Below are 24973 nucleotides of genomic sequence, written 5' to 3'. Positions count from 1 at the left end.
AATCTCATGCTCCGCAGAAGAACCGACCAACTCGCAAAACCACCGCCCGAAACAACAAAAGACCTCCGCCAGATGCAGTTCAACTGGGAGCCGATTTAAACCGGACAGTAGTGGCCTTGTGCCGAGGATCTGCCAACCTCTCGTGAAACCGATACGTCGCAGATGCTCGGGACAGGCCCGAGCATGACGCAGAGAGTTGATTACTCCGCAACAAAAAAGGCGACCTTGGAGGCCGCCTTTCTCAAATCTGCGTAACGTTATCGCTCAGGCCGCCAGCGCACGCGCAACCGCCTTGCGGATATCCGGAAGCGCGAAGGGTTTGGAAACGACGTCTACGATCTTTTCGGCCAGATCGTCGGCACGTTCGCGCTGTTCGGCATAACCCGTCATCAACAGGATGCGCATGGCCGGGAAGCGTTCGGCGGCGCGGTGCGCCAGCTCGATGCCATCCATGACCGGCATGCGGATATCCGAAAGAAGAAGATCAAAGGTGGTCTCCTGGAGCTTTTCCAGTCCCTGCTCGCCGTCGGCCGCCTCATGGGTCTCGTGACCGTCGAGACGCAGCGCACGGGCAACGAAAGCCCGCAATGCATCCTCGTCTTCGGTAATCAGAATTTTTGCCATTAATCATTGCTCCTGGGCATCATTTCCAGCCATGAGCAACATCGCAGGCTCCTCTTTTCAAGAGGTAAACACCCAGGCTTTCGTGGGAGCGGGATAGCGAAAAGTGCAAGCGGTTTTCGCCTGAAATACCGCTCTAATTCTTTGATTTAGATCAAGATTCAGATCTCGGACCGATACGGCCTGGAAATCATCATGATCTATTTGAATGGTTAATGAGGCGTCTCCGGGATGTCTCATCCCGGCACGGCGAGAAAATGCTCAGGCGTCGCCGGTGACAACGCCGACAAAAGGCAATTCGCGGAAGGCATAAGCCACATCCATGCCGTAACCGACGACGAAATAATCGGGACATTCGAAACCGACATAATCGGCCTCCAGATCTTCCTTGCGCTTGACCTTCTTGTCGAGCAGCACCGCGATGGTGACGTGGCGGGCGCCGCGCTCGTAAAGCAGCTCCTTGGCGAAACGCAGCGTGCGGCCGGATTCGAGAATATCGTCGATCAGAAGAACATCGCGATCCTTCACGTCGCTGTCGATGTCCTTGACGATCTTCACCCCTTGCGAAACCGTGCCGGCGCCGTAGCTCGAAAGCGTGATGAATTCAACTTCGGGGGCAAGGCCGCTATCGTGCAGCGCGCGGATAAGATCGGCCGCGAAAATGAACGATCCCTTGAGCACGGCGATGACCAGCAAATCCTTGGTCGGGCCGCCGGCTATATGCTTGGCCATGTCGCGATTGCGCTCGGCAATCTGCTCGGCGGTGTAAAGCGGCTCGATGTTTTTTCCACGGACGACGGGCATTCTTTCTCCTGTGCTGCGCCTCGCTGATTTTACCTTTCAGTAAAAATACAAGATCACGCGTTAGCACAATCAACGTTCGGACGCATCCGCCTCGACGAAGGAAAGCTTGATATCAGGCGTTTTTCCACCGGGATGGCGCAACTTTGCCGAAAATCCATGGCTGAAACCGGGCTGCATCTGCCTGACCGGCGGTTCGATGACCATGCTGGCAACCAGCTGCCCCCTGGCAACGAAGAGATCGGCGCGAATTGCCGGCACTTCTTCCAAAGCAGTGCCGTTATTTTCCACGATGCCGTTGATGAGCAGGACGTCCATGCCACCCGCCTCCTGCGGCGTCACGGTGACATGCGAAATGGCGAGCGGGTTCACCGATGCGGCGATGGTCGACTTTTCCGACACGACCACGGATAGGCCACCCGAGCAGACGAAAACCAAAATGGCGAGCCCCGCGACCAGCGCCGAATAGGCATCGACCGACAGACGGGACAATTTGCGGTCCACCCAGCCGATGAATGCGTAACCGAGTACACCGACGGTGACGGATGGTTTTTCCATCTGCCGGCGCGTTGCGCCGCGATTGTCATTTCCGGGCTGACGTGAACGGTTTTCCTTGATGGTGACAAATTCCGCGTCTACCACGTCAAGGATAGGGTTGGCCGCCCGCGCCGTTCGGCGTACCGGCGTTTCCGGCATCAGGAGGTCAAAATCGAATGCCGCTTGCCGGCGAGATGAACGGAACATAGCCATAGAATTCCCCGGTCAGGTTTTCCGGCCCGCAAAACTGGGCATTGCAACGAATCCTGCCAAGTTTTAAATTTAATTGGTTAATGCTTCGCAAAAACGGCTCGCGCAGGCCACCGGAACCGGGTTAAACGGCGATATCCGGGCCTCACGCGCCGTCGGCTTGCGAACCACCACGAAACGAAGAGACTGGAAGTCCGTTGATCCATTTCGAAAATGTCGGGTTGCGTTACGGCATGGGACCCGAGATCCTGCGGGACATGACCTTCGACATTCCCAAAGGTTCGTTCCAGTTTCTGACTGGCCCTTCGGGCGCCGGCAAGACGACACTTCTGCGCCTGCTTTTGATGTCGCTGCAGCCGACGCGCGGCCATATACGCATGTTCAACCGCGATGTGTCGCGCATACCGCGCAGCGAGCTGCCGATGCTGCGCCGCCGCGTCGGTATCGTGTTTCAGGATTTCCGCCTGCTGGATCATCTGACGACCTATGAGAATGTCGCCCTGCCGCTGCGCGTGCGCGGCAAGGAAGAGAGCGCCTACCGCAACGACGTGATCGAGCTTCTGAAGTGGGTCGGGCTTGGCGAACGCGTCAATGTGCTTCCGGCCATCCTTTCGGGCGGAGAAAAGCAGCGCGCCGCCATCGCCCGCGCCCTCATGGACCAGCCGGAAATATTGCTGGCCGACGAGCCGACCGGCAACGTCGATCCGCCGATGGCCAAGCGCCTTCTCAACCTCTTTCTGGAACTCAACAGGCTGGGGACCGCAGTGGTCATCGCCACCCATGATTTTGCCCTGATGGACCAGATCAATGCCCGTCGCATGATCCTCACCGAAGGGCGGCTCGATATCTATGAATGAGATCAACCGCAAACAGCTGAAGCCGGATGCCGCCGCCGACAAACGTCCGGCAATGCGCATCCGCCCGATGGCGTCCATTCTGCCGCCCTCCAACATTCAGGGCAACGCGCTGATGGTGGTGATCGCCATCATGGCCTTTCTCGCCTGCCTGACGCTCGGCGCGGTCTCCATGGTGCGCGCCACCGCCTCCACTTGGCAGAGCCAGATTTCCCGTGAGATCACCATCCAGATCAAGCCCGAGGACGGGCTGGACATGAATGCGGCGCTCTCGAAGGCACGCAATCTGGCCCTCACCTTCGTCGGCACGCGGGATGGAACCATCCTCGACGATGCCGCCACCTCGCGCCTTCTGGAACCATGGCTCGGCAGCGGCCTCGACCTTTCCGAACTGCCGATCCCACGCCTCGTCGTCATCACCATCGACGAAAACAACCCGCCCGATTTCCAGGCGATGCGGGACATGTTGAAGGCTGAAATTCCGCAGGCGTTTCTGGACGATCACCGTACATGGGTCGACAGGCTCGTCTCCATGGCCAGAACCACGGTCATGATCGGCGTCGGGGTCCTGATCCTCGTCTTCACCGCCATGGTGCTGACGGTGGTGTTTGCGACGCGCGGGGCGCTTTCCGGTAACCGGCACATCGTCGAGGTGCTGCATTTCGTCGGCGCCGAAAGCAGCTTCGTGGCGCGGGAGTTCGAGAAACACTTCCTCAAGATCAGCCTCAAGGGAGCGGCGGCGGGCAGCGCCCTTGCCGCAATGGTTTTCCTTGCTGCCGGTTTCTGGCAATCGAACACGGTCGCCACGCCACAGAGCGATCAGGCAAGTGCGCTTTTCGGTTCCTTTTCCGTTGGCCTCAGCGGTTATATCGGCATCGCCACGACAATGATCGTCATCGCGCTTCTCACCACCATCACCGCGCGTGTGACCGTCATCCGCACGATTGACGATATCGATCGCGTCCGCTCCGACCCGTCGAAAAGCGACGGCCTTGCATCGTGACACTTCCCGAAATTCCACGGGAACCTGAAACCTTCACAAGCCGGATGTAACCTGCGGACGGTGGACAAAAATGCCTGTTCCTTGCCTTAATCGGCGAGTATTCAGGAGGAATGTTTGTGAGTCGGACGGACCATGATCAGGATCAGACAACCACGCAACTGGCAAAAAACGGCCTGTTGTCGCGGCGAAGTCGCCTGCGCCGTTTTATTCGCGGACTTATCCTGATTTGTGTCATCGCGCTGGGCGGTTTTTTGGGCGGTTTTTTATGGTTCGCCGACTCCGTCGCGTCCATGCGCCCTCCCGAGGGCGCGAAGGGAGACGCGATCATCGTTCTGACCGGCGGCTATCAACGCATCGAACAGGCTGTCGGCCTGCTGCGGGACGGTGTGGGCAAGCGCCTGCTGATCTCCGGCGTCAACCCAGCCACCACCCGTTCGCAAATCCGCAAGATGACCCAGGGTTCTTCGGACATGTTTTCCTGCTGTGTGGATATGGGCTACAAGGCCATTGACACGATAGGCAACGCCAACGAGGCAGCAAGCTGGATACGCGATCACGGTTATTCCGCCATCATCGTCGTCACCAACAACTATCATATGCACCGCAGCCTGCATGAATTGCGCAATGCCAGCCCGCAGACGGAGTTTATCGCCTATCCCGTCATCAGCGCGGACCTTGCCCGCACCAACTGGTTCGCGGAACCGGATGTGGTCAGAACCATGCTCTACGAATATATGAAATTCGTGATTGCGGCGGGGCGCGATCTGACCGGCCTCGGCAAAGGTGACGGCCTGCGCAAGGCCGCCGCCGATCATCCCACGATCAAGGCGTCAGCCGCTTCCCCGTAAACGGTGAGATCACGCTTGCTGCGAGGCCTTGTTTTCGTGTAGGCGTCTGGCATCGGCATCCGGCATCGAGGCGCGCCCAAGGCTTCGGAACGGCTGCAACCCGGGAAGTCTGTCGATGCTCAAGCTGCGCTCTGTTCTTTTCAATACGCTGTTTTATCTCAATCTGATTGTCCGCATGATCGTGCTGACGCCGATATATTTCATCCTGCCGCGCAGGATCGCCTATGAAATCCCCAAGAACTGGGCGCGGTCCAACCATTGGCTGATGAAGACGATTGTCGGCACCACCTTTGAGATCGAAGGGTTGGAAAACATTCCCGAAACCGGCTGCATCTTCGCACCCAAACACCAGTCCTTCTGGGACACCTACGCGCTTTTGCCCAACCTTCCCGATCCGGTCTATATTCTGAAGCGCGAGCTTCTATGGATCCCGCTATTCGGTTGGTATGCGATGAAGCAGCGCATGATCCCGGTCAACCGCGCCGCGCGCGGCAAGGTGATGCTGAAGGTCATGGAGCGGGCGCAGGAGGAAATGGCGGCAGGCCGTGAACTCATCATCTATCCCGAAGGCACGCGCCGACCGCCGGGTGCCGAACCCGAATATCGTTACGGCATCGCCCGCCTTTATCGCGACCTCAAGGTTCCCGTTATTCCCGTCGCCATGCATCCCGGCCTCTTCTGGCCGCGCCGCTCGACCATGCGTTATCCCGGCCATTTCAAGGTGCGGATTTTGCCGGCCATCGAGCCGGGGCTCGACCCCGACGTCTTTTTCAAGAGATTGATCGAGGTGACGGAAAAGGCGAGCGACGAACTGCTGCTGGAGACCGCCCGCAACAATCCGCACCTGCCGCTGCCGCCGACCGCCGTAAAGCGTATCGCCGAACTTCAGGGAAAAGATACCGCCGCCGGCTGACCCGCGACCGTATCGACACTCGCGGCGATGCTTTCCAGAAGCGAATCGCGAATGCCCATATCCTGCAGATGCTGCACCGTGTTGAAGACGTAATCAGTGTTCGGACCAGACCGGCCAGATGCGGCAGCTACGATCACCGCAGCCTCCGCAACGCCCAGACCGCCGATATATTGCTCATGGGCGGGATCTGCCACATAGGTCACGGCACTGCCGCGCCTGCCATCGGCAAGTGCTATCGCGACGACGCGTTCCTTGTAGACATTCGTCACCAGTTCGCGCTCGCGCAGATAGGCCATGACCGGATCTCGATCCGCTCCCCGCACACGAAAGGCGACGCCAAGGCAGGAGCCACCGCGCTCCAGACCCAGCACCAGGCCGGGCTTTTCCTCCGTACCGCGATAGACATTGGAACTGATGCAGAGGGAGCGCCGATAGCCGTGCAGCCGCGCCTGCTGCCTTTCCTCAAAGGCAAAGCCCGGGTTCCACATCAACGAACCGTAGCCAAAGACCCAAAAATCGTCCATATCCCAAGCCAAATCGAATCTATCTGAAGTCTGTTCATCGGAGATCAATATGGCATCGTCAAGCCAATCCGGCACGGCCAAAAAAATCCTCTGGCTTGGTATCGCCGTCGTGCTGGTCATCGGAATGTATACGGCCGGGTGGTTTTACGCCGCCGACAGGCTGAAGCAGACGGTTCTGAATGTCATCGCCCCCTCGCAGGCCAGTAATGTCAGTGGCGAATGCGGCGATATCGCCTTTAGGGGTTATCCGTTCCGCATCGGCCTCTTCTGCTCCAAGGTGACGGTGGACGACAAGCAGAACGGCGTTTCCGCTTCCTTTGGTGAATTGCGTTCCGCAGCGCAGGTCTACAATCCCGGCCATATCGTCTGGGAACTGGATGCGCCGGCTGAAATCCACACCGCAAACGGCCTGACGATTTCGGCCGCATGGCAGAACATGCAGTCGAGTATCGTCACCAAACTTAGGGGTATCGACCGCACGTCGCTGGTCATCGACGGCCTGAAGGCGCAGGCGGTCTCCCCTGTGACCGGCCAGACGATCGATTTCGATGCCGCCAAGACGGAAATGCACCTGCGCCAGAACGGCGCCGATCTCGACGGCGCGATAACCGTGACCGACTCGGCGACCGTCATCAAGGACTGGCCGCAGATTCTTCCCCGCCTCAACGCCATCGCCGATGTCACCCTCGCCGGCAAGGCGGGCATGGTCGATGGCAGCGACAGGTCCGGGCTTTATGGCGCAAGCGGCGAGCTTCGCCGGCTGGTTGCCGATATCGGCGAGGGTCGCACCATGCGCATCAGCGGCCCCTTTTCCTTCGACAATGAAGGATATCTCTCCGGCCAGTTCAAGCTGGAAATCGAAAAGCTCGGCGCGTGGTCGGACAATGCCAAACAGGCGTTTCCGCAGCTGCAATCCACTATCGATACCGCCCGCAAGATGCTCCGCGCTCTCGCCGGCGGCGGTGACAGAGCGTCCGTCGATCTGGTGGTGGACCGCGGCCGCGCCACCATCAGCGGCTTCATCCCGCTCGGGAAAATCCCGCCGATCTGAGCTATAGCATCCCGCTCCGTCACCCCGGACTAGTTCCGGGGTTGAGCGCGATCGAGTCTTTGATCGCGTAGACTCTCCTCACGGCGCAGACGCGCCGTGGCGGATGCGGGACCTAGTCCGGCATGACGAATAGGGGAAAATCGCGCCTTACCTTACACAGCGCCTTACTTCTTCTGATCCAGCGCATGACGCCCGAAGTCCGGCGCGTCCACATCCTGACCCGCTTGCACGATGGAGCGGCGGATGGCGCGGGTGCGCGAGAACAGCTCGAACAGCTTGTCGCCCTCCCCCCAGCGGATCGCCCTTTGCAGCGAGGCAAGGTCTTCGGAAAACCGCGCCAGCATCTCAAGGATGGCATCCTTGTTGTGAAGGCAGACATCACGCCACATTGTCGGATCGGAGGCAGCGAGACGGGTGAAATCGCGAAAACCGGAAGCCGAATATTTGATGACTTCCGATTCGGTCACCGTCTCCAGATCATCCGCCGTGCCGACGATGTTGTAGGCGATGATATGCGGCAGATGCGAGACGATCGCCAGAACCTTGTCGTGGTGTTCGGCATCCATTTCATCCACACGCGAGCCAAGCGCACGCCAGAAATCTTTCAGTCTTTCCAGCGCTTCCAGGTCTGTGCCCGGCAGCGGTGTGAAGATGCACCAGCGTTCGCGGAAAAGACCGGGAAAACCGGCATCCGGACCGGATTTTTCCGTGCCCGCCAGCGGATGCCCCGGAATGAAATGCACATTGTCAGGCATATGCGGGGCCATCTGAGCGATGACCGAGGCCTTGGTGGAGCCGACATCGGTGACGATGGCACCCGGCTTCAGATGCGGCGCGATCTGCTGCGCGACACTTTCCGACGCGCCGACCGGGACCGAAACGACGACGAGATCGGCATCCTTAACGGCTTCCGCAGCCGAGACGGTATAGTCCGTGCCGAGCGCCAGTTCCTCCGCCCGTTTCAGCGTTTCCTCGCTGCGGGTGGAAATCGTGACATGCTTTGCAAGTCCCAATTCATTGATGTCGCGGGCAATCGACGAGCCGATAAGGCCGATACCGATCAGCGCGATGCGTTCAAACATGATCTCGCCCATTACGCCTGCCCCATAAACTCGGTGAGTGCGGCGATGACGCCGAGATTGGCCTCTTCCGAACCGACGGTCATACGCAGGGCATTGGGGAAACCATAACCGCGCACGGCACGCAGAATATAACCGCGACGGCTCAGGAACTCATCCGCATCCGCCGCGCGCTTGCCGTCCTGGTCGGGGAAATGGATGAGCACGAAATTGGCGACGGAAGGCGTGATCTTGAGGCCGAGGCCGGTGAAGGCTGTCACCAGCTTTTCCATCCACAGAGCATTATGCGCCACAGCCTTTTCGACGAATGCCTGATCGCGGATCGCAGCTGCTCCGGCCGCGATTGCCGGCGCGCTCATGTTGAACGGCCCGCGCACCCGGTTCAGCGCATCGACGACGGCGGCAGGACCATACATCCAGCCGACGCGCAGCGCCGCAAGACCGTAGACCTTGGAGAAAGTGCGGGTCATCACCACGTTGCGGTTGCCGGACACCAGTTCAAGCCCGGCCTCGTAGTCGTTCTTGCGCACATATTCGGCATAGGCGGCATCCAGCACCAGCACGACATGTTTCGGCAGACCGGCCTGAAGGCGGCGGATTTCCGCAACCGGAACGTAAGTGCCGGTCGGATTGCCGGGATTGGCGATGAAAACCATCTTCGTCCTCGGCGTAACGGCAGCAAGGATGGCGTCCACATCGATGGCGCAATCGTTTTCCTTCACCGTCACCGGGGTCGCGCCCGCACCCATGATCTGGATCTTGTAGACGAGGAAACCGTGCTCGGTGATGATCGCCTCATCGCCCACGCCCAGATAGACATGGCAGAGCAGGCCGAGTAGCTCGTCCGAGCCGTTGCCGCACATGATATTCGCGATGTTAAGGCCGTGCACGTCGGCAATCGCCTGACGCAGCGCAATCGCCTGACCGTCCGGATAGATTTCCAGATGGCTGGCGGCAGCGGCGAAGGCTTCGATGGCCTTCGGGCTTGGCCCGAGCGGCGTTTCGTTGGAGGAGAGCTTATAAACCTTCGCAACGCCGTCCACATGTTCCTTGCCGGGAACATAAGCAGCGATATCCAGAATACCCGGACGCGGAAGAGGTTGGCTAAGCTCTGCACTCATTTGATCGACCTTCGGAAATGCGCCGGAGAACCCGGCAAAAGCAATGCCGGAGGCATTAGACCGGAATGGTCGTTTTGTCGAGGGTCAGCGCGGGTTTCCATGCCTCAGGGCGCTGCGGGTGGTGGGCACCCCCTGCGGCCCCAGAACCGGCACGAAAACCCGGCGTGAGGCGCGCTGGGTGACGGGCAATCCCTGATAGAGACGTTTTTGCGCCTCGACCACGATAACGCCGGAAAACAGCGGCCACAGCCTGCGGCCGGTATGCTCGAGATATCGGCGGAATTTCAGCACCGGACGGCTGGTGGTGGGGGGGAAGAACAACGCCTCGGCGCTTGCCCCCGGCGTGAAATTGGTCTCGCGCAGAAGCGCCGTCAGCTGCCCGCGCGAATAGGGCCGGCCGGAACCGAAAGGCGTGTGTTCCATACGCGCCCACACTCCGCGCCTGTTCGGCACCACGATAACCAGACGCCCGCCGGGCGCCAGCACCCGCCAGAGTTCTTTCAGAGTTTCGCGCGGATTTTCGGCAAATTCCAGGGCATGCACCATCAGCACCCGGTCTATCGACGAATCGGGCAGCGGCAATTCCTCGTCAAATACCAGCGCGGTTGAGGAAAGCTCGCCCGCCGGCCAGTTCACCGCCCCCTGCCCGGCCGGCATGAAGGCAAAGGTGCGCTCCGTGTCGTGACGGAACCGCTCCAGAAACGGCACCGCATAACCGAGGCCGACCAGCCGTTCTTCCGGTAAAGGCGGCCAAAGCGTCGAAAGCGCCATGGTGACCGCCTGCTCGGCCGCACGGCCAAGCGGGGAATGATAGAATTCGCGCAGATCGACAATATCGGTGTTCATGGGCGAGAATGTAGCATCAGGCGGTTGGACTTCAAGGCGTCTGCCCCTACATTGAATTTCAGGCGGACAAATGCGCCGGTTTCGGCCGGCAAATGGAGAGGACACGATGAAACCGTTGGAAATAGACGTCTTTCTTTGCCGCAGCGACAATTTTGGCGTTCTCCTGCACGATCCCGAAAGCGGCGCCACAGTCGCCATCGATGCACCGGAAGAAGGTCCGATCCTGCAGGCGCTCAATGGCCACGGCTGGAAGCTCACGCATATCTTCACCACCCATCACCATCAGGACCATGTGGACGCCAATCTGGCGCTGAAGGACAAGTTCGGCTGCGAAATCCACGGCCCCTATGACGAGGCGATTGCGATACCCGGTCTCGACCGTTCGCAGGCCGATGGCGACGAATTCGAATTTGCCGGGCGCCGCGTTCAGGTCATCGCCACGCCCGGCCATACGGCGGGGCACATATGCTATTATCTTCCCGATGACGGCCTGCTGTTTGCCGCCGATACGCTGTTCGCCATGGGTTGCGGCCGCCTGTTCGAACGCCCGGCGGCGGATATGTGGCATTCCTTCCAGAAGCTGATGGCGCTGCCGGACGATACAAGAGTTTATTTCGGCCACGAATATACGCTCACGAATGCCCGTTTCGCGCTGACCGTCGATCCTGACAATGCGGTTCTGAGTGAACGCGCGGCACGCGTCGAAGAGGCGCGGCAGGCCAATGAATTCACCATTCCCACCACCATCGGGCTCGAAAAACAGACCAACCCCTATATGCGGGTGGCCGATGCCGGCATACGCGGGCATCTTGGCCTTGAAGGCGCCACCGACGCCGAAGTCTTCGCGGAAATCCGCACGCGCAAGGATAACTTCTGATGGGCGCCGATCTGTCTGCGGAAGCGATCATTCGCGAACTGGGGCTGGAACGGCATCCCGAGGGTGGTTTTTACCACCAGACATTTCGCGACAAGGCGGGTGGCGAGCGCGGCCATTCGACGGCGATCTATTATCTTCTGGAAAAGGGTGAGCGCTCGCACTGGCATCGCGTCACCGACGCGGTGGAGGTCTGGCACTATTACGCCGGCGCTCCGATCGCGCTGCATCTTTCGGAAGACGGCCGGGAAGTGCAGACCTTCACGCTCGGCCCCGCCATTCTGGAAGGCGAGCGCCCGCAGGTGATCGTGCCGGCCAATTGTTGGCAATCGGCCGAAAGCCTCGGCGATTTCACCCTCGTTGGCTGCACCGTTTCGCCCGGCTTCGCCTTTTCAAGCTTCGTCATGGCCGAACCCGGCTGGTCGCCGGGTGATAAGCCTTAACTGCATCAGCCGCCATATTTGGTGGCGGTGATGTAGACCTGACCCACCCGCGTCGGGATGATGGCATAGACCGGCGCGTAGACATCCATATTGTTCGATTTGGCGAACCAGATCTCCATGGAGATGGATTTCAGGTATTCGATATCCTTGCGCCCCTGCCGATAACCCGATTTCGGCACATAACGCGCCTTGCAGACCACGGCATCGCCGCTGAAACCATCGGTCTTGAACGGCTTGGTGCCGCTGGGGCTCAAAACCAGATCCAGCCGTGATTCGCCGTCATAAATCGGCAGGCGGGAGGGGCAGATGCGGCCGCCGGCGGGAATGATGAGGCCGGAGATCGGGTCGAGGACGGAGCGCAGGTCACGATCCTTCACATCCACCCAATTGTCCGGCCGGGCCTTCGGCTCAGGTTTCACGGTCGTCGATGTGACGTTGCCGTTGCGATAGACCACGTCATAGGTGCGCACCCGCTTGCCGTCCTTGTAGACCAGCGAATATGTGTTTGCCTGCAGCCGATGGCCGCGTTTGGCGCCGGATATCGTCGTCTTTCCGGAAATATCCTTGAGAATGCTTGCGAGCCCGGCGGAGCTGAAGGAACCGGAGATCGAATAGTTCGGGCCGTCCATGCGAGTCGAAAAACTCGCTTTGGCGATCGGCAAAATGCCCAGATTGATGCTGTATTCGCTTGTATGGCGGGCTTCAGCGGCGAGCGAGGGAGATACGCCCGTAAACGCCATGGTAGCAGCCAAGAAAATGCTTTTTCCTCTGGCAATCATTTCGATATCACCTTAAAAGAGGCGCGGAAGCGGCCTTATCGGGCGATCATATACGCCGACTTGTGGCAATAAAAAAGCGGATGCCGGTTGAAAACGCCGGAATTTCCTTTCATTTGCTCGCGAGCGGCTTGACTGTTAAGTCCCGTCTGACTATAGAACCGCAACTTTCCAATCATGGCCAGTTGGATTGCCACCACGGTTTTTGCCGGTGGCGAGCCAGTGGCGAAACAGACAAAACGAAATAGGTGTACCCATGTCCCGTGTATGCGAATTGACCGGCAAGGGCGTCCAGACGGGCAACAACGTCAGCCACGCCAACAACAAGACCAAGCGCCGGTTCCTTCCGAACCTTTGCCAGGTCACGTTGATCTCCGATGCTCTCGGCCAGCGCTTCCGCCTGCGTGTTTCTGCAGCAGCTCTGCGTTCCGTTGAACACCGTGGCGGCCTCGATGCCTTCCTTCTGAAGTCCGGCGAAAACGAACTGAGCATGCGCGCTCGTCTCCTGCGCCGCCAGATCGCCAAAAAGACGGCTGAAGCTGCTTAATTAGCGGTTTCGACATCATCGATATTCAGAGGGCTTGAATGGCTTTTGCCGCTCAAGCCTTTTGTGTATTTTAAATTCGGCTCCAACTGGTGGCATCACCCAGGATAAAAAAATGCCTTACCTGCGCTTTACGCTTATCTACGTTCTGCTGATGACACTGGTGGTCGTCGCGTCCAATATTCTGGTGCAATACCCGCTCGCGGGGTCGTTATTCGGCGTCAATCTCGGCGATCTTCTGACCTGGGGCGCCTTTACCTATCCGGTAGCCTTCCTCATCACGGACCTCACGAACCGCCAGTTCGGCCCCTCGGTCGCGCGCCGCGTCGTGCTTGCGGGCTTCGTCGTCGGGGTCACGTTGTCCTTCTGGACATCCATCCCGCGTATCGCGGTCGCTTCCGGCACCGCCTACCTGATCGGCCAGTTGCTCGATATCTCCGTATTCAATCGCCTGCGCCGCCAGAGCTGGTGGCATGCACCGCTGGCCGGCTCGATGCTGGGTTCGGTGCTGGATACGGCCCTGTTCTTCTCCATCGCCTTTGCAGCAAGTTTCGCCTTCGTCGGCCCCAACGATGCCTTCGCCATCGAAAACGCGCCTGTGCTCGGCGTCTTCGCTCTGGAAGCCCCTCGCTGGATCTCCTGGGCGCTGGGCGATCTCTCGGTGAAAATTATCGTCGGCCTCGTCATGCTCCTGCCTTACGGCGCGCTGATGAACACGCTGAAGCCAATGCCGCCCGCCAAAACGCTGTAGCGACTACGATTTAAAAAGCCCGCGCAAGCGGGTTCTTTATTCCACCAGCCTGAACTCAAGCATCAGGTTGCGCTGGAGAAACGAGTGGTTGTCATCGGAAACGATGATGAGACGCGTGGAACCATCAGGCCCTTTCACCACGTCCATGCCTTCCATATTGTCGATCTGGTAGGCCATGCCCGCCTCCAGCAGGATTTCGCCATCCACCACCGCGCCCGGCCTGATATCGGCACCGCGGATGCGACGGATGCGCATGCCTACACCTTCGGCGAAGTTGAACCGACGTTCCAGAAGCAGCAGATCGCCGTTGGGAAGAAAATCGCCGTCCGTCACATCGAATGACGGATGGTGGGTGACAGCGAATGTGCCTTTCAGCGGGCCTTCGAGAATGGCCGCGAGAAGATTGCCCTCCGCATCGATGCTTTTTTCAGCCACCACGACCAAGGCGCCGCCAAGTGGCGAATCGGCGGGCGATACCGCCAAGGCCTCCATGCCGCCATTGTGGCGCAGCTCGTTGTTCGGGATGAGATGCGGCAGGCGATCGAGCGGCTTTGACGTCTCGAAGCCCGGATCGGGATAGATATCGATCCTGTGCCGCTGCTCGTAGCTGACAAACACCTTGCCGTCACGCAGCGCCAGCCCTTCAGCATCCATCTCCATCTTGCGCGGCGGCTCGCGCCCGCTCATGTCCAGCATGGGGGTGATACGGACGTCGCCCAGCCCGGACAGCACACCCGCCGCATCGCGCGTGACCCTGCCCGTGAGCCAATGGCCCGTATCCAGCACAGCAACGAATTCCTGCCCGTTCGGACGGAAGCGGATGGAAGATATCGCTCCGAACAGTTTTTCCGGTGCGCTCATCACCATGCCGCCGATAAATTCCAGCTTGCCGAAACGTCTGGCACTGGTGCCGACCTCAAAGCCGGACAGCAGGCGGGCGCTCACCGGCACATCGATGGTCGAGGCGCCGATCGGAACTGGAATAAATGACCCGACTGCCAGAGCAGCGGCCACCATCAGCAATTTACCGGAGAAGGAAGCTCGACCCCGCTTATCCCGCACGGCGAACCCTGCGGGACGAACCGGAGGCGTTGCTCGTATCCTCGAAGAGAGCCGCGAGCTGCTCGGTCATCGCGCCGGCCAGCTCGTCCGCATCTACGATGGTCACGGCGCGGCGGTAATAACGCGTCACGTCGTGGCCGATACCGATCGCCAGAAGTTCCACCGGCGAACGCGTCTCGATCTGCTCGATGACGGCGCGCAGGTGCCGTTCCAGATAATTGCCCGGATTGACCGACAGCGTCGAATCGTCCACCGGCGCACCGTCCGAGATCATCATCATGATCTTGCGCTGCTCGGGCCGGCTGATCAGACGGTTATGCGCCCACATCAGCGCTTCGCCGTCGATGTTTTCCTTCAGCAGGCCTTCGCGCATCATCAGGCCGAGATTGCGCCGCGAACGCCGCCAGGGGGCATCCGCCGACTTGTAGATGATGTGGCGCAAATCGTTGAGGCGTCCCGGCGAGGCGGGCTTGCCATTGGCCAGCCATTGCTCGCGCGACTGTCCGCCCTTCCACGCCTTGGTGGTGAAGCCCAGAATTTCCACCTTCACGCCCGACCGTTCCAGCGTGCGCGCCAGAATATCGGCGCAGGTGGCGGCAACCGTGATCGGTCGGCCGCGCATCGAACCGGAATTGTCGATGACGAGCGAAACCACCGTGTCGCGGAACTTGGTGTCGCGCTCCTTCTTGAAGGAGAGCGGCTGCATGGGATCAATGATGAGCCGCACGAGGCGAGCCGGATCGAGATAACCCTCTTCCAGATCGAAATCCCACGAACGGTTCTGCTGCGCCATCAGCCGGCGCTGGAGCCTGTTCGCCAGACGCCCGACGGCGCCCTGAAGATGGGCGAGCTGCTTATCGAGAAAGGCGCGCAGACGATCAAGCTCGGCATCGTCGCACAGCTCCTCGGCGCGGATTTCCTCGTCGAACTCCTGGGTGAAGATGCGGTAGTCGACCTTCTCGTTGAAATCGTCGAAGGGGCTGTTCGGGCGGCGGGTCTCGCCGGGCGTCTCGGAATCCTCGTCGAGGTCGTCGGACATTTCCTCGTCCGACATCTCGGCGCCGTCCATCTCGCCTTCTTCCATCTCCTCCTGCGAGGCCTCGTTTTCATCGGCGGGTGTCGCATCGGAACCGGCCTCTTCCTCGACCTGCTCTTCCTCGGTCTCGTTGGTGCGCGGCTGATCCTCGTCGGTCTCCGCCTCCTGGCTCTCCGGCTCGTTATCGTCGTCGCCGAACTCCTCCGCCATCTGCATCGAGGTCAGCATCTTGCGCACCAGTCGCGAAAACGCCTTCTGGTCACTAATGACTCTGGAAAGATCGCCAAGGTCACCGGACGCCTTGTCCTCGATGAAATCGCGCCACAGGTCGAGAACCTTGCCCGCACTCGCCGGCGGTTTTTCGCCGGTCAGTTTTTCGCGCACCAAAAGAGCCATGGCTTCGGCAAGCGGCGCATCGTCCTTGTTGTTGACGCCCGAAAAATTCGCCTTGGCGTATTTTTCCGTGTTCATGGCCTGGATGTTGGAGGCCATGCCCGGCATGCGCAGCGCGCCGATGGATTCCACCCGCGCCTGTTCCACGGCGTCGAAGATCAGCCGCGCCTCGGCACCCTGCGGCGACATCAGCGCATGGGTATCGGCGTCATGACAGGCAAGGCGAAGCGCCATGGAATCGCCAAGACCGCGGGTGATGGCGATTTCCTGTGCGGTGGGTTTCTTGGAAATTTCCGGCAGACGCATGCGCTCTCCGGCAAGGCCGGGCCGCTCATTGGCGAAAACGACCTCGACCTCGGCATCGCCAGCGACGGATCGCACACATCCGGCAATCGCCTGACGCAACGGCTCCGTATCGATCGCCGTACCCGGTTTTGCTCTGGAATTGTCGCCGCGCGCTGCCATTGTCTTTCCTGTCATTTGTCGACGCGTGGGAGCCGCCCATCCATGGATGCGCGGCCCGCCTGCGTCTTCAAGTCATCGGTGATGTTCTCCGGACGGGCCGGGGACTATCAGGCGCTGAGAACGATGTTCGCAGCACTTTCCTTCAGCTCGACGCCGAAAGCCCGCTGATATTGTTCGGCAACCAGCGTGCGCTCCAGCTCGTCGCACTTGTTGAGGAAGGTCACGCGGAACGCAAAGGCGAGATCGCCGAAGATATCCGCATTTTCCGCCCAGGTGATGACGGTACGCGGGCTCATGACGGTCGAAAGGTCGCCGTTGATGAAGGCCGAACGGGTAAGATCGGCCACACGTACCATCTTGGAGACGGTTTCGCGGCCCTTCGGATTGTCGAGGCTCTTCACCTTGGCGGCAATGATGTTCACTTCCTGCTCATGCGGCAGATAGTTCAGCGTGGTGACGATGGACCAGCGGTCCATCTGCGCCTGGTTGATCTGCTGCGTGCCATGGTAAAGACCCGTCGTATCGCCAAGGCCAACCGTGTTGGCGGTCGCAAAAATGCGGAAGGCGGGATGGGGACGGATGACGCGGCTCTGGTCGAGCAGGGTCAAACGGCCTGAGGATTCCAGTACGCGCTGGATGACGAACATCACGTCCGGGCGGCCGGCATCGTATTCGTCGAAGACCAGCGCAACATTATGCTGGTAGGCCCAGGGCAGAATGCCGTCCTTGAATTCGGTGATCTGCTTGCCGTCTTTCAGGACGATGGCGTCCTTGCCGACGAGGTCGATACGGCTGACATGGCTGTCGAGGTTGACGCGAACGCAGGGCCACTTCAGGCGAGCGGCCACCTGCTCGATATGGGTCGACTTGCCCGTGCCGTGAAAGCCGGAAACCATGACGCGTCGGTTGTGAGCAAAACCGGCAAGGATCGCAAGCGTCGTATCGCGGTCGAAAAGATAGTCGGGATCAAGGTCAGGCACATAGGCGTCGCCCTGCGAATAGGCGGGAACCCGCAGATCCGAATCAATGCCGAAAACCTCCCGCACGGACACTGTCGTGTCGGGCAGGTTGGAAATATCAAGGTCGATTTTGCTCATCACGTCTCCAAGGCGGGCGGCAGCCACCCGGCCACATCATCAATCAGGCGGTAAACACATACGTTGGCTTAGCAGAAACCTGACTGCTTTAACAATTGATATGCTTGAACAACAGCCCGAAAACGTTCTTCCGAACCACGATCGCCACCATTAGCATCAGGATGGTGCTTTTTGACAAGCTCCTTGTAGCGCCTTTTTATCTCTTCCTGTGGCGTATTGGCGGAAAGACCGAGCGTATCGAATGCTTTCGCTTCCAGCGTCTTCAGTTTGCGGTCCTGCTGCACGCGCTGTCCGCCAGCCCTGGCACCACCCGCAAAACCATTGGTAAAATTGAAGGGATCACGGATACGGGCATTCGCCCCGGCCGTTCCCGAACGCAGCGTGGAGTGCAAAGGGCTGTCGCGCGCCGTCTTGTTGACGCCAACCGTCCATGTTGGGCGATGGCCGGTAATCGCCTCCTTCTGGTAACGGGCGATCTCGCCGTCCGACAGGCCGGAGAAATAATTATAGCCCTTGTTGTATTCCTTCACATGCTCGAAACAGAACAGGAAGAATTGCCCCTCGGCATTACGGCCGACGGGTGCGCGGTGAACGCCCGACTTGTCGCATCCATCCCACTGGCAGTTTGGGGCGTGAACCTCAGGTTCCTTGTCCCTTTTTCTGCGTGTACGGATACGGTCGAAATATTTCGAATCCAGTTTCATGATGCCCTGATTATGGGGTGCGAAAAGGCGCACAACAAGAATTGACAAAACGGAATGTTGCAGGCTTTTAGGTAGCCCCTTTTACAACAGGATTGGAGCTCTTCGCATGTCCTTGCGAGAACGCATAGAAACGAAGCTGCAGGAGAGCTTTTCGCCGGAACGTCTGGCGGTGATCGATGAAAGCCATATGCATGCGGGCCATCAGCCGGACATGACCGGTACGGGCGAGACGCATATGCGTGTTCAGATAGTATCGGAAAGCTTCTCCGGCAAGTCGCGCGTCGAACGCCACCGGGCGATCAACGCAGTTTTGAAACCGGAACTCGATGCCGGGCTGCACGCGCTGGCGATTGAAGTGGCAGCACCGGGGGAGCCGGTGAGGTTTTAAAACAAGGCTTCCTTATCCCTCACCCTGGATGCTTCTCCGAAAGGAAGGACTGCACTTCCGAAGCCGCGACATCGTCGGCCACGAAGGACTGGCCGATGCCGTGGGTGAGGATGAAGGTGAGCTTGCCGCCCTTGACTTTCTTGTCCTGCGAAATCGCCGCCATCAGCGTTTCGACCGGCGGCAACTCGCCGGGAATATCCTTCATCGTCGTCGGCAGGCCGACCGCCTTCAGATGCGCCTCGACGCGCCCGGCATCGTCAGGGCTTGCAAGGTTGAGGCGGGCGGAGAACTGGTGCGCCAGCACCATGCCGATGGCAACGCCTTCGCCATGCACCAGCCGCTTGCTGTCGTAATTGGTCGCCGCCTCCAGCGCATGGCCGAAGGTATGGCCGAGGTTCAGAAGGGCGCGCACGCCGTTTTCCTTCTCGTCGGCCACCACCACATCGGCCTTCGCCTGGCAGCTGGTCGCAATCGCCTGAATGCGGGCGGGACCGCCGGTGCGGATTTCATCCCAGTTCTTTTCCAGCCAGAAGAAGAAATCCGGCTTGTCGATCAGTCCGTATTTCACCACCTCGGCGTAACCGGCGCGGAATTCGCGCTCGCTCAGCGTATCGAGAACCGCCGTGTCCGCCAGCACCAGATCGGGCTGGTGGAAAACGCCGACAAGGTTCTTGCCGTGGCGGGTGTTGATGCCGGTCTTGCCGCCGACGGAAGAATCCACCTGCGACAGAAGCGAGGTCGGTATCTGAACGAAGCGGACGCCGCGACGCACGATGCCCGCCGCGAAACCGGCCAGATCGCCGATGACACCGCCGCCAAGCGCGATCACCGCATCGTTGCGTTCCACACGCGCGGAGAGAACCGCATCGCAGACGGTGACCAGATGCTCGAAACTCTTGGTCTTCTCGCCCGCCGGCAAGGTCAGCGAAACCGCTTCGATGCCATCCGTCTGCAGGCCGTCCATTAGTCCTTCGAGGTAAAGCGGCGCAACATGCTCATCGGTGATGATCGCCGCGCGCTTGCCCTTCAACCGCGACGAAATCTCGCCGCCCGCCCTGCCGATCAGGCCCGGTCCGATCAGAATGTCATAAGCGCGCTCACCGAGCGGCACATGCACAAGACGTTCGTCGGCGTGGATTTCGGAAGGCGTCATGATGTTCGGTCTTTCTGTTCGATGCCGGCGATGGCGGCCAGCACTTCGGTCACGATGATCTCCTTGCGGACATCGCGGGATTCGATGGTCAGATCCGCTTCCGCATAGATCGGATAACGTTTCTCCATCAGGGCCGCCAGCGTGGCCTTGGGGTTTTCGGTCTTGAGAAGCGGACGATGATCGCGCTTGTTGACCCTTTCCCACAAAACTTCGAGATCGGCCTTCAACCACAGCGAAATACCGCCGCGCGTGATGTGCCGGCGGGTATTGTCGTTGATGAAGGCGCCACCGCCGGTGGAGATGACCTTGGGACCGCCGCGCAGCAGCCGCTTGATGACCCGCGTTTCCAGTGCCCGGAACTCTTCCTCGCCATAGGTCGCGAAAAGCTCGGCTATCGTCATGCGCGAAACACGCTCGATTTCGACATCCGTGTCGATGAAAGAAACCTTGAGCTGCTGGGCGACCATGCGGCCTATCGCGGATTTTCCAGCCCCCATCAGTCCCACAAAGACGACGTTACGCCCGGCGAGCCTGGTCCGCGCTTGCTCCCCGAGTGTGGCCGGGACGGATAAATTCTTTTCATTCATAAAATTGAAAGCCCGTTTGGCATGGATATCTGCAAATGTTTACGAAGCGTCAAGCCAAATTGCTGACTGAATTGCGTTGAATCACAATCATCGCCGCGTGCGGCATGGGGCGGGCTGCTGCTTTTTGATCTTGTCGCCGCTTTCGCTGCACCGCATATACATCTACACCGCCATATTCACGGAGCCGCCATGCCAACCCTTTTCCGCTTCACGATGATACTGGCGACCATCGCGGGGCTGATCTATGGCGGCATGGTGCTGCTCGTCCTGTTCGTCAAACCGCACGACCGCGAGGTGACGGTGCGCATTCCGTCCGAGCGGCTGAACCCGCCATCGGCGGAGCCGGCAAGGCGCACCCCATGAGCGGTAAGGAGATGAGCGGGCGAGACGGCGCGCGGCTTGAAAGTTTTCTGGAGATGATGAGCGCCGAACGGGGTGCCGCCACCAACACGCTCTCTTCTTATGAGCACGACCTTTCCGATCTGCGGGAGTTTCTCAGCCGTCGCAGCCAGTCTTTGATGGAAGCCGCCACAGCCGATCTTTCCGCCTATCTGACCCATCTTTCCGCTCAGGGCTTTGCCGCCACCTCGCAGGCGAGACGCCTGTCCTCCATGCGACAATTCTACCGGTTCCTCTATTCGGAAGGACTTCGTAGCGACGACCCGACCGGCATCATCGATGCACCCAAAAAGGGTCTCACCCTGCCGAAGACGATGAGCGTCGCCGAGGTGACGAAACTTCTTGGTATCGCCGCTGAGGAGGCCACCTTAACCGGTCCCGGCCAGCTTGCCCGCATCCGCATGCATCTGCTGCTCGAACTTCTCTATGCGACCGGCATGCGCGTCAGCGAACTCGTTTCCCTGCCGGTCAAGGTTTTGCGCCAGGAGGGCCGCTTCCTGATGATCCGTGGCAAGGGCAACAAGGACCGCATGGTTCTTCTGTCACGCGCGGCCATCGAGGCGATGGAAAAATACGACGCCGCCAGGAAAGCGCTCGTGCCGGAGAAAAGCAAGACGCCCACACAGCAGAAGAAAGCAGACAGTCCGGAAAGCCCCTGGCTGTTTCCTTCGAACAGCAAGGAAGGGCATCTGCCGCGACAGGTCTTTGCCCGCGATCTGAAGGATATTGCCATCCGCGCGGGTCTCAACCCCTCGGGGGTATCGCCGCACGTCCTGCGCCATGCCTTTGCCAGCCACCTTCTCCAGAACGGTGCGGACCTGCGCGCCGTGCAGGAACTGCTCGGCCATTCCGACATTTCCACGACACAAATCTATACACATGTGCTGGAAGAACGCCTGCAAGAGCTGGTACAAACACATCACCCCCTTGCCAAACAGGGCAAAAACCTTGATTAGAGCGACCGGAACCGCCGGATAATCCGGCTTAAACCTTGCGCAAAACGATCGGAAACGGATCTCATGCACAATTATCTCGACTTCGAAAAACCTATCTCGGACCTTGAGGGCAAGATCATCGAGCTGAAGAAGCTTGCCGATGAAGACGAGAGCATAGACACCTCGGAGGAGATCAACCGCCTGGAATCGCGCGTCAACGATGCGATGCAGGACATCTATTCCAAGCTGAACGCCTGGCAGAAAACGCAGGTCGCGCGCCACCCGCAGCGCCCGCATTTCGTCGATTACGCCAAGGCGCTGTTCACGGATTTCACGCCGCTTGCCGGCGACCGCAAATTTTCCGAAGACGCCGCCATTCAGGCGGGCCTTGCCCGCTTCAACGGCCAGCCCGTCGCCATCATCGGCCAGGAAAAAGGCAACGACACCAAAAGCCGCCTGAAGCACAATTTCGGCAGCCCGCGCCCGGAAGGTTACCGCAAGGCGATCCGTGTGCTGGAACTGGCCGACCGCTTCTCGCTGCCGGTCGTCACCCTCATCGATACCGCTGGCGCCTATCCCGGCGTTGGCGCGGAAGAACGCGGCCAGGCCGAAGCCATCGCCCGCTCGACGGAAATGTGCCTCAACGTCAAGGTGCCGATCGTCTCCGTCGTCATCGGCGAAGGCGGCTCGGGCGGCGCGATCGCGATCGCCACCGGCAACCGTGTCTACATGCTCGAACATGCGATCTATTCGGTGATCTCGCCGGAAGGCGCCGCTTCCATTCTCTGGCGCGATTCGACCCGCGCCAAGGAAGCTGCAACCAACATGAAGATCACCTCGGAAGATCTGAAGTCGCTTGGCGTTATCGATGGCATCATTGCCGAGCCGATGGGCGGCGCGCACCGCGATCCGGCGCGCGTGATCGCAGCCACGGGCGACGTGATCGCCAAGTCGCTGGCCGATCTTTCGCAGCGTTCGGGCACGCAGCTGCGCGCCGAACGCCGCCAGAAGTTCCTAGATATCGGCAGAAACCTTTAGAGCATTTCCAGTAAAAGTGCGCAAAAAGAAAGACTTAGATTTTTTTGACGGTTCGAAGAAAAGCCAAAACAATCTAGCTCCGGCCTTATTTTCCTTGAATATCGCCCCAACTCGGCCATAGTCCGGTCACATCAACAGATGTATCGGCGGCCGCGGGGCGGATCCCGATTTGAGTTAAGAAGATGTAAACGGTTAATACCGTATTTAAAATACACGCGGGCCGATGTAGAACTCTGCCGCCCGTGCCATCGTCTTTCGGATCAGATCATGCGTTTGACTCATTTTGCACTTCTTGGCCTTACCGCGCTCGTTCTCGCCGGCTGTAACGACACGCTGGAAACCGTCGAACGCGACGTATCCCACGTCAAGAACAAGGTCGATTATCCTCTGTCTCCGGCGATCCTTGCCGAGATCGACAAAAAGAACATGGATCGCACCTCGCCGATTATGATCCGCATCTTCAAGGAAGAAGGCGCGCTGGAAATCTGGAAGGCCAAGCGCGACAACCGCTTCGACAAGATTGCCGAATATCAGATTTGCGCATGGTCCGGCAAACTCGGCCCCAAGGTGAAAGAGGGCGACCGGCAGGCGCCGGAAGGTTTCTACAACCTGACACCGGCACACCTCAATCCGAACTCGAAATATTACCTCGCCATCAATACCGGCTTCCCGAACCGTTTCGATCAGGCCAATGGCCGCAACGGCACCAACCTGATGATCCATGGCGCCTGCTCGTCCTCCGGCTGCTATTCGATGACGGACGCGCAGATCCTGGAAATCTACGGTTTCGCGCGCGACGGCTTCAAGGGCGGCCAGAAGACCGTTCAGTTGCAGGCCTTTCCCTTCCGCATGACGGCGGAAAACATGGCCCGCCACCGCAAAAGCGAACATCTCGAATTCTGGAAGATGCTGAAGGTCGGTTACGACAATTTCGAAGTCACCAAACGTCCGCCGGAAGTGAATGTCTGCGAGAAGAAATACGTCTTTAATCAGCAGACTGAAGGCGGCAGCTTCAATGGTTCCGGCCAGTGCCCGGCCATGAGCACACCGCCCGCACTGGCAAGCGCGCTTTCGAGCTATGAGAAGACCTACGATCTCGCCTATGAAACGGCGATGAAGAAGTATGACGGCATGGCCTGGTACGACCCCAGCGAAGCCGAGCGCAAGGCGCTGGTTGCCGAAAAACGCAAGGGCCGCGAACCCGCCTATGCGCCGACCGGCTCGGCACTGAAAGCCGGCAAGCTGATGAAGGAAACGGAATATGCCGCGCTGATGGAGAAGAAGGCGCAGCAGGTCACCTCGTCCTCGCCGGCGACAGCTGCAACAGCCTCGTCTCTGCGGACCCCGCGTCCTTCTGCGACCCCGCCCGCCGCCCCGCAATCCAACCCTGCCCCGGCAGCCCCGACAATGGTTGCCGCCGCCACCCCCGCGCCTGCCGTCTCCGGAAAGAGCGGAGTTGCCGCCGAGGGTACCCCTGTCCCGACCATGAACCCGCTCGCCTTTTCCGCCGCGCCGCCACCGGAAGCACCGGAAAAGAAGCCGTTCTGGAAGTTCTGGGCCAAGGAATGAACGATACGGCCGAGATAATTTTCGATTTGAGGGGGCTTAAATGCCCCCTTCCGGTTTTAAGAAGCCGCAAAAAGCTCGCCGCCCTGAAGGCGGGCGACATCCTGACCGTTGAGACGACCGATCCGCTGGCGGTCATCGATATTGCCCATATGTGCAATGAGGATGGGCATAGTTTGGTTGAGACTGTTGCTGTGGATAAGGGGCATCGGTTCAGGATCGTGAAGGGCGCGTAGTCCGCTCACCACCGGGGATACCCCCTCTGTCCTGCCGGACATCTCCCCCACAAGGGGGGAGATCAATTGAGGCAGCCACTCGTTCCATTGCAACGTCGGACACTGCGGTCTCAGCCGC

29 protein-coding genes are annotated in these 24973 nt (G+C 59.6%); 15 read left to right on the top strand and 14 right to left on the bottom strand.

The window, feature by feature from the left end; translation table 11 throughout:
- Nucleotides 1–264 precede the first annotated feature (264 nt).
- The 3 genes from QSK43_RS19055 to QSK43_RS19045 form a co-directional block, all read right to left on the bottom strand.
- On the bottom strand, nt 265–624 hold the full coding sequence (locus QSK43_RS19055) for a response regulator (protein ID WP_045024711.1): 360 nt from the start codon (nt 622–624) through the stop codon (nt 265–267).
- A 258-nt stretch (nt 625–882) separates the two neighbouring features.
- Nucleotides 883–1425: a hypoxanthine phosphoribosyltransferase gene (gene hpt, locus QSK43_RS19050; RefSeq protein ID WP_045018973.1), complete on the bottom strand. Its 543-nt coding sequence runs from the start codon at nt 1423–1425 to the stop codon at nt 883–885.
- A 69-nt stretch (nt 1426–1494) separates the two neighbouring features.
- A complete protein-coding gene (locus QSK43_RS19045) occupies nt 1495–2166 on the bottom strand; it encodes a hypothetical protein (RefSeq protein WP_332304746.1) in 672 nt (223 codons plus the stop codon).
- Nucleotides 2167–2366: 200 nt separating this feature from the next.
- Between QSK43_RS19045 and ftsE the strand changes: the two genes are divergently transcribed.
- The 4 genes from ftsE to QSK43_RS19025 all read left to right on the top strand — a co-directional run bounded on the left by ftsE (nt 2367) and on the right by QSK43_RS19025 (nt 5787).
- Nucleotides 2367–3026 (top strand): cell division ATP-binding protein FtsE, encoded by a 660-nt coding sequence (gene ftsE, locus QSK43_RS19040; RefSeq protein ID WP_045024714.1) that lies wholly within the window; start codon nt 2367–2369, stop codon nt 3024–3026.
- Complete coding sequence (locus QSK43_RS19035; RefSeq protein WP_332304745.1) at nt 3019–4026, top strand: cell division protein FtsX; 1008 nt, start codon at nt 3019–3021, stop codon at nt 4024–4026. The genes ftsE and QSK43_RS19035 overlap by 8 nt, the downstream gene beginning before the upstream one ends.
- 110 nt (nt 4027–4136) lie before the next feature.
- Entirely contained in the window at nt 4137–4874 is a 738-nt protein-coding gene (locus tag QSK43_RS19030) for a YdcF family protein (RefSeq protein ID WP_332304744.1), read from the top strand.
- Nucleotides 4875–4989: 115 nt separating this feature from the next.
- Nucleotides 4990–5787, top strand: a complete 798-nt coding sequence (locus QSK43_RS19025; protein ID WP_332304743.1) for a lysophospholipid acyltransferase family protein — start codon at nt 4990–4992, stop codon at nt 5785–5787.
- Here the strand turns inward: QSK43_RS19025 and QSK43_RS19020 are convergent.
- Entirely contained in the window at nt 5760–6311 is a 552-nt protein-coding gene (locus QSK43_RS19020; RefSeq protein WP_332304742.1) for a gamma-glutamylcyclotransferase, read from the bottom strand. The two genes, QSK43_RS19025 and QSK43_RS19020, sit on opposite strands and share 28 nt — an antisense overlap.
- Nucleotides 6312–6360: 49 nt before the next feature.
- Between QSK43_RS19020 and QSK43_RS19015 the strand changes: the two genes are divergently transcribed.
- Nucleotides 6361–7362, top strand: coding sequence for a DUF2125 domain-containing protein (locus tag QSK43_RS19015; protein ID WP_332304741.1), 1002 nt, complete (start codon nt 6361–6363; stop codon nt 7360–7362).
- Nucleotides 7363–7526: 164 nt separating this feature from the next.
- On the opposite strand, the gene QSK43_RS19010 is transcribed toward QSK43_RS19015, so the two are convergent.
- The 3 genes from QSK43_RS19010 to QSK43_RS19000 all read right to left on the bottom strand — a co-directional run bounded on the left by QSK43_RS19010 (nt 7527) and on the right by QSK43_RS19000 (nt 10408).
- Complete coding sequence (locus tag QSK43_RS19010) at nt 7527–8456, bottom strand: prephenate/arogenate dehydrogenase family protein (protein WP_332304740.1); 930 nt, start codon at nt 8454–8456, stop codon at nt 7527–7529.
- Nucleotides 8456–9562 carry a histidinol-phosphate transaminase gene (gene hisC / locus QSK43_RS19005; protein WP_332304739.1) on the bottom strand — a complete coding sequence of 369 codons (1107 nt, stop codon included), beginning with the start codon at nt 9560–9562 and terminating at the stop codon, nt 8456–8458. The genes QSK43_RS19010 and hisC overlap by 1 nt, the downstream gene beginning before the upstream one ends.
- 84 nt (nt 9563–9646) lie before the next feature.
- The gene (locus tag QSK43_RS19000) at nt 9647–10408 is read right to left on the bottom strand and encodes a class I SAM-dependent methyltransferase (RefSeq protein ID WP_045024728.1); all 762 of its coding nucleotides are present in this window, start codon (nt 10406–10408) and stop codon (nt 9647–9649) included.
- A 106-nt stretch (nt 10409–10514) separates the two neighbouring features.
- On the opposite strand from QSK43_RS19000, the gene gloB reads away from it, so the two are divergent.
- Both gloB and QSK43_RS18990 read left to right on the top strand, forming a co-directional pair.
- Complete coding sequence (gloB, locus tag QSK43_RS18995) at nt 10515–11285, top strand: hydroxyacylglutathione hydrolase (protein ID WP_332304738.1); 771 nt, start codon at nt 10515–10517, stop codon at nt 11283–11285.
- Nucleotides 11285–11725 (top strand): cupin domain-containing protein, encoded by a 441-nt coding sequence (locus QSK43_RS18990; protein WP_045024732.1) that lies wholly within the window; start codon nt 11285–11287, stop codon nt 11723–11725. Before gloB ends, QSK43_RS18990 begins: the two co-directional genes overlap by 1 nt.
- A gap of 5 nt (nt 11726–11730) precedes the next feature.
- Here the strand turns inward: QSK43_RS18990 and QSK43_RS18985 are convergent, their stop codons facing one another.
- On the bottom strand, nt 11731–12504 hold the full coding sequence (locus QSK43_RS18985; protein ID WP_332304737.1) for a DUF3108 domain-containing protein: 774 nt from the start codon (nt 12502–12504) through the stop codon (nt 11731–11733).
- Between the two features lie 253 nt (nt 12505–12757).
- Here QSK43_RS18985 and rpmB point away from each other — a divergent pair, with 253 nt between their 5' ends.
- Together rpmB and QSK43_RS18975 are read left to right on the top strand one after the other, a co-directional pair.
- Nucleotides 12758–13048 (top strand): 50S ribosomal protein L28, encoded by a 291-nt coding sequence (gene rpmB / locus QSK43_RS18980; RefSeq protein WP_003509888.1) that lies wholly within the window; start codon nt 12758–12760, stop codon nt 13046–13048.
- A 112-nt stretch (nt 13049–13160) separates the two neighbouring features.
- A complete protein-coding gene (locus QSK43_RS18975) occupies nt 13161–13796 on the top strand; it encodes a queuosine precursor transporter (RefSeq protein WP_045024734.1) in 636 nt (211 codons plus the stop codon).
- Between the two features lie 36 nt (nt 13797–13832).
- On the opposite strand, the gene QSK43_RS18970 is transcribed toward QSK43_RS18975, so the two are convergent.
- From QSK43_RS18970 to QSK43_RS18955, 4 genes are all read right to left on the bottom strand, one after another.
- Nucleotides 13833–14813, bottom strand: coding sequence for an esterase-like activity of phytase family protein (locus QSK43_RS18970; protein ID WP_442967856.1), 981 nt, complete (start codon nt 14811–14813; stop codon nt 13833–13835).
- A 34-nt stretch (nt 14814–14847) separates the two neighbouring features.
- On the bottom strand, nt 14848–16752 hold the full coding sequence (gene cobT, locus QSK43_RS18965) for a cobaltochelatase subunit CobT (RefSeq protein ID WP_332304735.1): 1905 nt from the start codon (nt 16750–16752) through the stop codon (nt 14848–14850).
- A 107-nt stretch (nt 16753–16859) separates the two neighbouring features.
- On the bottom strand, nt 16860–17849 hold the full coding sequence (gene cobS / locus QSK43_RS18960) for a cobaltochelatase subunit CobS (RefSeq protein ID WP_045024738.1): 990 nt from the start codon (nt 17847–17849) through the stop codon (nt 16860–16862).
- A 68-nt stretch (nt 17850–17917) separates the two neighbouring features.
- Nucleotides 17918–18553, bottom strand: a complete 636-nt coding sequence (locus tag QSK43_RS18955) for a J domain-containing protein (RefSeq protein WP_045024758.1) — start codon at nt 18551–18553, stop codon at nt 17918–17920.
- Between the two features lie 106 nt (nt 18554–18659).
- Between QSK43_RS18955 and QSK43_RS18950 the strand changes: the two genes are divergently transcribed.
- Complete coding sequence (locus tag QSK43_RS18950) at nt 18660–18941, top strand: BolA family protein (protein WP_045024740.1); 282 nt, start codon at nt 18660–18662, stop codon at nt 18939–18941.
- A 19-nt stretch (nt 18942–18960) separates the two neighbouring features.
- Here the strand turns inward: QSK43_RS18950 and aroB are convergent, their stop codons facing one another.
- Together aroB and QSK43_RS18940 are read right to left on the bottom strand one after the other, a co-directional pair.
- On the bottom strand, nt 18961–20094 hold the full coding sequence (gene aroB, locus QSK43_RS18945) for a 3-dehydroquinate synthase (RefSeq protein WP_045024742.1): 1134 nt from the start codon (nt 20092–20094) through the stop codon (nt 18961–18963).
- Nucleotides 20091–20681, bottom strand: a complete 591-nt coding sequence (locus tag QSK43_RS18940) for a shikimate kinase (protein WP_332304734.1) — start codon at nt 20679–20681, stop codon at nt 20091–20093. Before QSK43_RS18940 ends, aroB begins: the two co-directional genes overlap by 4 nt.
- A gap of 189 nt (nt 20682–20870) precedes the next feature.
- On the opposite strand from QSK43_RS18940, the gene QSK43_RS18935 reads away from it, so the two are divergent.
- The 5 genes from QSK43_RS18935 (at nt 20871) to QSK43_RS18915 (ending at nt 24855) form a co-directional block, all read left to right on the top strand.
- Nucleotides 20871–21044, top strand: coding sequence for a hypothetical protein (locus QSK43_RS18935; RefSeq protein WP_045024746.1), 174 nt, complete (start codon nt 20871–20873; stop codon nt 21042–21044).
- Entirely contained in the window at nt 21041–22036 is a 996-nt protein-coding gene (gene xerD / locus QSK43_RS18930) for a site-specific tyrosine recombinase XerD (RefSeq protein WP_332304733.1), read from the top strand. Before QSK43_RS18935 ends, xerD begins: the two co-directional genes overlap by 4 nt.
- A gap of 63 nt (nt 22037–22099) precedes the next feature.
- Nucleotides 22100–23053 carry an acetyl-CoA carboxylase carboxyltransferase subunit alpha gene (locus QSK43_RS18925; protein ID WP_332304732.1) on the top strand — a complete coding sequence of 318 codons (954 nt, stop codon included), beginning with the start codon at nt 22100–22102 and terminating at the stop codon, nt 23051–23053.
- Between the two features lie 267 nt (nt 23054–23320).
- On the top strand, nt 23321–24622 hold the full coding sequence (locus tag QSK43_RS18920) for a L,D-transpeptidase family protein (protein WP_332304731.1): 1302 nt from the start codon (nt 23321–23323) through the stop codon (nt 24620–24622).
- Nucleotides 24619–24855, top strand: a complete 237-nt coding sequence (locus QSK43_RS18915) for a sulfurtransferase TusA family protein (protein WP_332304730.1) — start codon at nt 24619–24621, stop codon at nt 24853–24855. Before QSK43_RS18920 ends, QSK43_RS18915 begins: the two co-directional genes overlap by 4 nt.
- Nucleotides 24856–24973: the final 118 nt, after the last annotated feature.

The organism is Rhizobium sp. GR12 (genome assembly GCF_036596185.1).
In the GTDB taxonomy this organism is placed as follows: domain Bacteria; phylum Pseudomonadota; class Alphaproteobacteria; order Rhizobiales; family Rhizobiaceae; genus Agrobacterium; species Agrobacterium nepotum.
Note: the sequence above shows the minus strand (reverse complement) of the source record. Positions and strands in the feature narration are given on the sequence as shown.

Bases quoted from the DNA above. Each gene is read 5' to 3' on its own strand.
- QSK43_RS19055 (WP_045024711.1), bottom strand. From the start codon at position 624: ATGGCAAAAATTCTGATTACCGAAGACGAGGATGCATTGCGGGCTTTC.
- hpt (WP_045018973.1), bottom strand. From the start codon at position 1,425: ATGCCCGTCGTCCGTGGAAAAAACATCGAGCCGCTTTACACCGCCGAG.
- QSK43_RS19045 (WP_332304746.1), bottom strand. From the start codon at position 2,166: ATGTTCCGTTCATCTCGCCGGCAAGCGGCATTCGATTTTGACCTCCTG.
- QSK43_RS19035 (WP_332304745.1), top strand. From the start codon at position 3,019: ATGAATGAGATCAACCGCAAACAGCTGAAGCCGGATGCCGCCGCCGAC.
- QSK43_RS19030 (WP_332304744.1), top strand. From the start codon at position 4,137: ATGTTTGTGAGTCGGACGGACCATGATCAGGATCAGACAACCACGCAA.
- QSK43_RS19025 (WP_332304743.1), top strand. From the start codon at position 4,990: ATGCTCAAGCTGCGCTCTGTTCTTTTCAATACGCTGTTTTATCTCAAT.
- QSK43_RS19020 (WP_332304742.1), bottom strand. From the start codon at position 6,311: ATGGACGATTTTTGGGTCTTTGGCTACGGTTCGTTGATGTGGAACCCG.
- QSK43_RS19015 (WP_332304741.1), top strand. From the start codon at position 6,361: ATGGCATCGTCAAGCCAATCCGGCACGGCCAAAAAAATCCTCTGGCTT.
- QSK43_RS19010 (WP_332304740.1), bottom strand. From the start codon at position 8,456: ATGGGCGAGATCATGTTTGAACGCATCGCGCTGATCGGTATCGGCCTT.
- hisC (WP_332304739.1), bottom strand. From the start codon at position 9,562: ATGAGTGCAGAGCTTAGCCAACCTCTTCCGCGTCCGGGTATTCTGGAT.
- QSK43_RS19000 (WP_045024728.1), bottom strand. From the start codon at position 10,408: ATGAACACCGATATTGTCGATCTGCGCGAATTCTATCATTCCCCGCTT.
- gloB (WP_332304738.1), top strand. From the start codon at position 10,515: ATGAAACCGTTGGAAATAGACGTCTTTCTTTGCCGCAGCGACAATTTT.
- QSK43_RS18990 (WP_045024732.1), top strand. From the start codon at position 11,285: ATGGGCGCCGATCTGTCTGCGGAAGCGATCATTCGCGAACTGGGGCTG.
- QSK43_RS18985 (WP_332304737.1), bottom strand. From the start codon at position 12,504: ATGATTGCCAGAGGAAAAAGCATTTTCTTGGCTGCTACCATGGCGTTT.
- rpmB (WP_003509888.1), top strand. From the start codon at position 12,758: ATGTCCCGTGTATGCGAATTGACCGGCAAGGGCGTCCAGACGGGCAAC.
- QSK43_RS18975 (WP_045024734.1), top strand. From the start codon at position 13,161: ATGCCTTACCTGCGCTTTACGCTTATCTACGTTCTGCTGATGACACTG.
- QSK43_RS18970 (WP_442967856.1), bottom strand. From the start codon at position 14,813: ATGGTGGCCGCTGCTCTGGCAGTCGGGTCATTTATTCCAGTTCCGATC.
- cobT (WP_332304735.1), bottom strand. From the start codon at position 16,752: ATGGCAGCGCGCGGCGACAATTCCAGAGCAAAACCGGGTACGGCGATC.
- cobS (WP_045024738.1), bottom strand. From the start codon at position 17,849: ATGAGCAAAATCGACCTTGATATTTCCAACCTGCCCGACACGACAGTG.
- QSK43_RS18955 (WP_045024758.1), bottom strand. From the start codon at position 18,553: ATGAAACTGGATTCGAAATATTTCGACCGTATCCGTACACGCAGAAAA.
- QSK43_RS18950 (WP_045024740.1), top strand. From the start codon at position 18,660: ATGTCCTTGCGAGAACGCATAGAAACGAAGCTGCAGGAGAGCTTTTCG.
- aroB (WP_045024742.1), bottom strand. From the start codon at position 20,094: ATGACGCCTTCCGAAATCCACGCCGACGAACGTCTTGTGCATGTGCCG.
- QSK43_RS18940 (WP_332304734.1), bottom strand. From the start codon at position 20,681: ATGAATGAAAAGAATTTATCCGTCCCGGCCACACTCGGGGAGCAAGCG.
- QSK43_RS18935 (WP_045024746.1), top strand. From the start codon at position 20,871: ATGCCAACCCTTTTCCGCTTCACGATGATACTGGCGACCATCGCGGGG.
- xerD (WP_332304733.1), top strand. From the start codon at position 21,041: ATGAGCGGTAAGGAGATGAGCGGGCGAGACGGCGCGCGGCTTGAAAGT.
- QSK43_RS18925 (WP_332304732.1), top strand. From the start codon at position 22,100: ATGCACAATTATCTCGACTTCGAAAAACCTATCTCGGACCTTGAGGGC.
- QSK43_RS18920 (WP_332304731.1), top strand. From the start codon at position 23,321: ATGCGTTTGACTCATTTTGCACTTCTTGGCCTTACCGCGCTCGTTCTC.
- QSK43_RS18915 (WP_332304730.1), top strand. From the start codon at position 24,619: ATGAACGATACGGCCGAGATAATTTTCGATTTGAGGGGGCTTAAATGC.